General features: G+C 29.4%; 5 protein-coding genes and 1 tRNA gene. 3 read left to right on the forward strand and 3 right to left on the reverse strand.

The window, feature by feature from the left end:
- Positions 1-90: 90 nt before the first annotated feature.
- Both I0K12_RS03960 and I0K12_RS03965 read left to right on the forward strand, forming a co-directional pair.
- Positions 91-921, forward strand: coding sequence for a universal stress protein (locus tag I0K12_RS03960; RefSeq protein WP_196885575.1), 831 nt, complete (start codon positions 91-93; stop codon positions 919-921).
- A 234-nt stretch (positions 922-1155) separates the two neighbouring features.
- On the forward strand, positions 1156-1611 hold the full coding sequence (locus tag I0K12_RS03965; RefSeq protein ID WP_196885576.1) for a hypothetical protein: 456 nt from the start codon (positions 1156-1158) through the stop codon (positions 1609-1611).
- A gap of 114 nt (positions 1612-1725) precedes the next feature.
- Here I0K12_RS03965 and I0K12_RS03970 read toward each other — a convergent pair.
- Positions 1726-1796, reverse strand: a tRNA-Gln gene (locus I0K12_RS03970).
- A 330-nt stretch (positions 1797-2126) separates the two neighbouring features.
- On the opposite strand from I0K12_RS03970, the gene I0K12_RS03975 reads away from it, so the two are divergent.
- Entirely contained in the window at positions 2127-3920 is a 1794-nt protein-coding gene (locus I0K12_RS03975; protein WP_196885577.1) for a T9SS type A sorting domain-containing protein, read from the forward strand.
- A gap of 105 nt (positions 3921-4025) precedes the next feature.
- Here the strand turns inward: I0K12_RS03975 and I0K12_RS03980 are convergent, their stop codons facing one another.
- Together I0K12_RS03980 and I0K12_RS03985 are read right to left on the reverse strand one after the other, a co-directional pair.
- A complete protein-coding gene (locus tag I0K12_RS03980; RefSeq protein WP_196885600.1) occupies positions 4026-5027 on the reverse strand; it encodes a type IX secretion system membrane protein PorP/SprF in 1002 nt (333 codons plus the stop codon).
- 32 nt (positions 5028-5059) lie between these two features.
- Positions 5060-6435: T9SS type B sorting domain-containing protein (locus I0K12_RS03985; protein WP_196885578.1), on the reverse strand; the 1376-nt coding region annotated here is incomplete at its 5' end.

Genomic DNA, 6435 nt, shown 5'->3' on the forward strand with positions numbered 1-6435 from the left:
ATTTTTTTTAATGACAAAAATCATACATATTTACTAATGAAATATTTAACTTTACTACAAATTAATTAACCTAATATTACTAACTAAATTATGAAAAGAATTTTAGTCCCAGTGGATTTCTCTGAACAAGCTACTAATGCTGCAAAAGTTGCTGCTAAAATCGCTAAAAAAACAGGAAGTGAAATTTATTTACTACATATGTTTGAATTACCTTCTGATGTTATTGATCCAACAAACTTCACAACTGGTGAAACTGGACCTTTAAAAGTGATGTTCATGAAAAAAATTCATGAAAAATTTGAACAGTTCAAAAAGTCAGATTTCTTTGAAGGAATTAATGTAGTTGAGTCTGTACAATTCCACAAAACATTTGAAGGAATTATCGATGCTAGTAAAGAACATGAGATAGATTTAGTCATCATGGGATCTCAAGGAGCAAGTGGTTTAGAAGAGTTTTTCATCGGTTCAAACACTGAAAAAGTAGTAAGAAACTCAGATGTTCCTGTATTAGTAATCAAAGATCATAATGAAGATTTTGAGATAAAAAATATTGTTTTTGCTTCTGACTTTACAAAAGAAAATAAAAAGACTTTTGATAAATTATTAGATTTCGTTTCAATTTTTGATTCTAAAATACATCTTTTAAAAGTAAATACACCATATAACTTCGAGACTACTCGTGAGTCAAATTATACAATGGATGCTTTTATCAAAGAATATGATCTGAAAAACTATTCAATCAACATCTACAATGATAACTCTATTGAGAGAGGTATTTTAAACTTTACTAATGAAGTAGACGCAGATGTGATTGCTTTAAACACTCATGGAAGAAGTGGTTTATCTCATTTATTTAATGGAAGTATAACAGAAGATTTAACGAATCATTCTATCAAGCCTGTTATTACTTTTAAGATATAACTTTTAAATATATAGTTTTAGGGAGGTTACATTTAATTATGTAGCCTCTTTTTATTTAAATTTCCTTAAGTTTTATTTTGATTAAAATTATAATAAAATAATAAATCTAACTTTATTTTCTTCATAATTTAGAATTTAAAAAGTAAAAAAATTAACAACACTGTAATTTTAGTTAACAAAAAGTTAAATATGGCATTGTTTTTGCAGTAAATCAAGCTATTAGAACTTAATGATATGAAACTTCTAAGACCTATTTTTTTATTGCTTTTTATATTTTCATTTACTAATTCGTTTAGTCAAGTGAAATCTGTATGTTTAGAAACAATTGCTAAATCTAAAATATTGGTAATTGACAATAATTCTACTTACGAAATTTCACAACAAGAGTTTTCTAATTCCAACTACACCAATATAAACTTGATCGATTCCCTTGAAGCCAAATCTAAATATGGTAAATACGGAAATGGTAATATGATCGAGATTACTTTAAACCCTATTTCTTTAAATCAAAACAAAGAATTAATTTTTCTAAAGTCTGAAAACAATTTAAAACTTGTGACTAAAGATTGGATTGAAAAAATTAATAGCAGTTCTATTTCTACGATCGAAACCTTAAAAGGAAGAAATGCTGTTGAGAATTATGGTTTTGAAGCTAGGTTTGGAGTTGTTATTTATACTATTAAATCGTAGGTGAATCTTTTATACTTTTTAGTTTAAAACTTTTTTGAAATTTTCTTGAAAAGGAAAGTTTTTTCATGCAATATATATAAAACAAAAAATCCTCTGAAAATTCAGAGGATTTTGTTGTCCCACAAGGACTCGAACCTTGACTGACGGTACCAAAAACCGGAGTGCTACCATTACACCATGGGACAGTGTATTTTTGTTTATTGTAGTAATGATTATTGTTTCATTATTACGGTTGCAAATATACGAGCTTTTTCTAAACCTGCAAGTCTTTTTTGAAAAATATTTAAACTTTTTTTCACACCCACTCAAAACCCCTTATTTAACAAGACTTTATCAGTAAAAAAAAATTCAAAAAAAAATCGATTATTTTTATCTCTAATCGTTTTTTCAATTAAAAACTCAATATTTAAGTCCCCGAAAAATCTAGTAAGCCTAATATTTTCAAAAAAAATACTCTTTTTTAGTTATTATTTTCTTTAAAAATTAATTTTGTAGAGTAACAAACATCAAATTCAATGAAAAAAAAATTATTTTTTTTAGGATTTATCCTATTTTACTTTTCTCTTTTTAGCCAAAATCAAAAAAAAATTGAAGGAAAACTATTCAATCTTCTGGACAAAACTGAAATTTCGGGCTGTGAAATTACTTTTTATGAAAGAAATGTAAGTTATACTTCAAACAATTTACCAATACTTAATAAAAAAACTTATGAAAAACCTTCTTTCATTTTAAAAACAAATAATAACGGAACTTATTCTTATACTTTAAATAGTCATCAAGTTTATTATTATTTAAAAATTGAAAAAGATGGTTATGAAACTCTATTTAAGGATTTATATATTTTAGAAAACAACAATACTATCAAAGTTGAAAATTTCTATTTAATTCCTAAAGTTAAAAATGAAAACGAAAAGGAAAATTTAGAAATGATCTTAGAAAAAGATTTTCATCAAAAAAACTTAGAAAAATCTAAAGATCCAATCACTCCTCCTACTTTCACCCAAAAAAGGAATACTACAAATACAGATTGTACTTTTGAAGATATTCCTGAAACGGTTTATGTGCAATATTTACACAATGGTTATAATGGCTCTAACTCCAATTCTGGATTTACTGGTTATATTAATTTCGAAGAATATATTGCAGGTGTTGTTAAGGCAGAAATTGCTGGAGTAACAGAAAATTTAAATGTAAAAAAAGCACAAGCAATTGCAGCAAGAACGTATTCCATGAAAAAACATATTGATGGAAATCCTGTAAATATTGGTCAAGCTTATAATGACACTTATGATTCTGGAAGTTTACTTTCGAGTACGGAAACTAAAAATGAAATAATTCTCTATAACAATGAAGTTATCACAGCTATTTACGGAGCAAGATGTAATGGTGATTACACACAAAGTGCTCATGAAGGAGTTTGGAGTCCTTATAATAGTTGTAATACTTCTGGAAATTATGTTCCTTATTTAATCTCTAAACCTTGCTCTGGTCACAATAATTGCTCAGAAACAAACGAATCTCCATGTTGTGAAGTAGATAATAATAATTCAAATGAATCTGGGTTTATTTATGGACATGGTGTTGGACTATGTCAAAGAGGAATCGAACGCTGGGGAGAAGTATTTAATTTGGGATATTGTGAAATGTTGAAAAAATATTATCATGAAATTTGTATTTCCAACACCGACTGTTCAAGTAATTCTACTTTATTGGATTGTGAAAATGCAATTACTTTAAACTGTAATGAAACCTACCACGGAAGCTCTTCTAACGAACCTTCTTATGTTTCTTCATATGGTTGTAATAATTGGACTGAAACAGGTCCTGAGAGAGTTCATAAGTTTACAAGTCCTTCTTCTGGAAAACTTACTGCGACCATCTCCAATTTCTCAGGAGATCTTGATGTATATATTTTAGGAAGTTGTGATCCTCAAGATTGTTTGGGAGAAGTTTATTCTTCACATGCTATTTTAAATAACGCTGAAGCTGGAAAAACTTATTATATAGTTGTAGATTCTGATGATGGCAGTAATAGTTCTTATGATTTAATCGTTTCTTGTGAGGAACTTTCTATTCCAAATTATGAATCAAAAATTAAAATTTATCCTAATCCTGTCAATGATCTACTTTTTGTTGAATCTGGAAATGAAATAAAATCAATAAAAATTTATAATGTCTTAGGAGCAACTTTTGAAACAACTTTAAATAACAACACTATTGATGTTAGTAATTTCAATTCGGGTGTTTATTATTTAATCATAATTGATAATAAAGACGCTATTAAAAAATTCAAATTCATTAAAGAATAAACAATAAAAAAAGGATGTTTTTTTACAAAACATCCTTTTTTCCTTTTATAATAGCATTCATTTTTTTCTTAAAAGTATTTTTAAGACATATAAAATGAGTTTTTATTAAAACATTGCATTAATATTTGGACAACCAGTAGTTCTAGGTTCTCTACATCCAAAGTTAAATCCTAAAGTAATTTGGTGATACCCTCCGTTATCAAACACAATATCATTGTACTGATAAGAATAAGTATAAGAGAATAAGAATTTTCTATAGTTAATTCCAAATATACCTGTTAAATATTGTAAATCTTCTGGATTATTTCCTTCAAAAGCTCTTCTATAAGAACCTGCTAACCAAATTTGAGATTCATCAAACTTTTTATATACTTTCATATTAAAGTCAACAAATTTCTCCCTTGTAGCATCTACAAATTGCGCCATTACAGAAGGCTCAAATTGGAAAGGATAATCTTCTCCGAAATAATAACCAACAGTCGTTAAATATCTTCTTAAGTTTAACGATTCATAATCGTCATTATAAAGATTTCTTGCTGTTAATAATAAATTCTTTGCCGTAAAATATCCATATAAACCATTCTTATGATAAGCAATTCCAACATCAGAATTGAAATAACTTCTTGAACTAACAATATAAGAAATCGCAGGATCTATTTCTGGATTTCCAGCTGGATCAAAATATGAGTAATGGAAATTAGATTCGTCAACACTATTTTGAACTGCCATTAAAGATAATCCAAAAGATAATTGATGAGCTTCATCTGATCTTCCTAAATCAATATGATAAGCATATGTTCCTAAAATTCCTTGTTGAGAATGGTAACCATTTTTATCATTAAATAATACAGCTCCAACTCCTCCTTTTTCTCCAATTCTAGTCTGGAAACTTAAAGTTTGTAATGCTGGTGCATCAGATTCACCAAGCCATTGCGCTCTTGCTGTTAGCCTAATTTTACCACAGTTTCCAATACCAGCAGCAGCTGGGTGAACTAAATATACATTGTCTGATAAATAATCAGAATATACAGGTAATGTTTCCTGAGCATTTATCGTAAAAGTACTTATCAAGAACGATAAAGCTATTGCTATTTTACTAATTTTCATTATAATTCTATATGTCAAAATTAAACAGTTTTTTATCTTCTAATCAAACTAAAGTGTCCTTTCTTTGTATAACGTCTTGTCGTTACAGTTCCATCTTCTGATACTCCTACAGACTTCACGATGTCTAATGAGAACCAGTAATCTGATGACGGTAATGGTTGACCATATCTTGTCAATCCATTCCATCCTTGTTTTGGATCTAATTTAACAATCACTTTTCCGTATCTATCAAAGATGTAAATCTCTACACTTGCATAATTTCCACTCTCCAATCCTTGAATCTTCCATGTATCATGGATTCCATCATTGTTTGGTGTGAAGTATTTAGGGAAGTCGATAACTCCAAATGGAATCGATGGATTCTCACATCCTCCTCCTAATACATTACGAATCAATAATACATAATCTCCTCCAGGAACATCTGTAAACACTGGTGCTGTTTGCCAAGTATTTCCTTCATCAATTGAGAATTCATACTCTCCTAAAGTTAATCCTGTAGTGTTAATTGCTACTGTGTTACTTCCAAATCCTTCTACATATCCTGAAACTACAATATCCGCTTCTGTAATATTTGCAATATAAGATCCAATCACCTCTATTGTTTGTGGCGCACTCTCACATGCATTTTGTCCAGTAGTACTGATTGCTTTCACCGTATAAGTTCCTGATTCTGTAATAGTGATTGTCTCCCCTGTTTGTCCTAGAACTTCTCCGTTGAAAGTCCACTCATAGATATAATCTCCTTCTGGATTGTAAACACTAATCTCACTCTCAATCTGTGGGTCATTTACTGAAACGATTTCTTTTAAACAAATAATCTCTTCTGCATTACTTTCAAATACTGGAATCTCTTCCACTTCTATCTCAAACGATGTTACTACCTCACATCCTGTTAAAGTATTCCTAACATTTGCCCAGATTGTCGTTGCACTACTCTCGTATCCTGAAGAAGCAATCGCATTTTCTTTTACTGTAGCATCCGCTTCTGATAAATAATAAGTAGTTTCAATATCTGCTGATGGTGTTACTAATAAATTCACATTGGTAGCAAAATCAAAAGTTGCTACACCATCAAATCCACACTCGATATATGTTACTGTGTCTGTTAAAATCTCTGGATAAGATCCTACACTCACTGTAAACATCAACACAGATACACATCCTGTTTCTGTATTCTCCGCACGGATGTATAATACTGTTCCTGCTGTTGTAATATTGATTGGATTTACAATATAGTTTTGTGAATTCGCTTGCGCTTCCGACTCTGAATAGTAATATTTAACATTCATAATCGATCCGTCTACTAATAAAGCATCCGTCATATCATTCACATCTACAACCATATGTCCGTCTCCATCATCTTCACAGAAATAATAAGTATCATCTATTAAATTATCTGAAAACTCTG

Origin of the sequence: Aureivirga sp. CE67, assembly GCF_015767245.1 — a bacterium.
Lineage (GTDB): Bacteria > Bacteroidota > Bacteroidia > Flavobacteriales > Flavobacteriaceae > Aureivirga.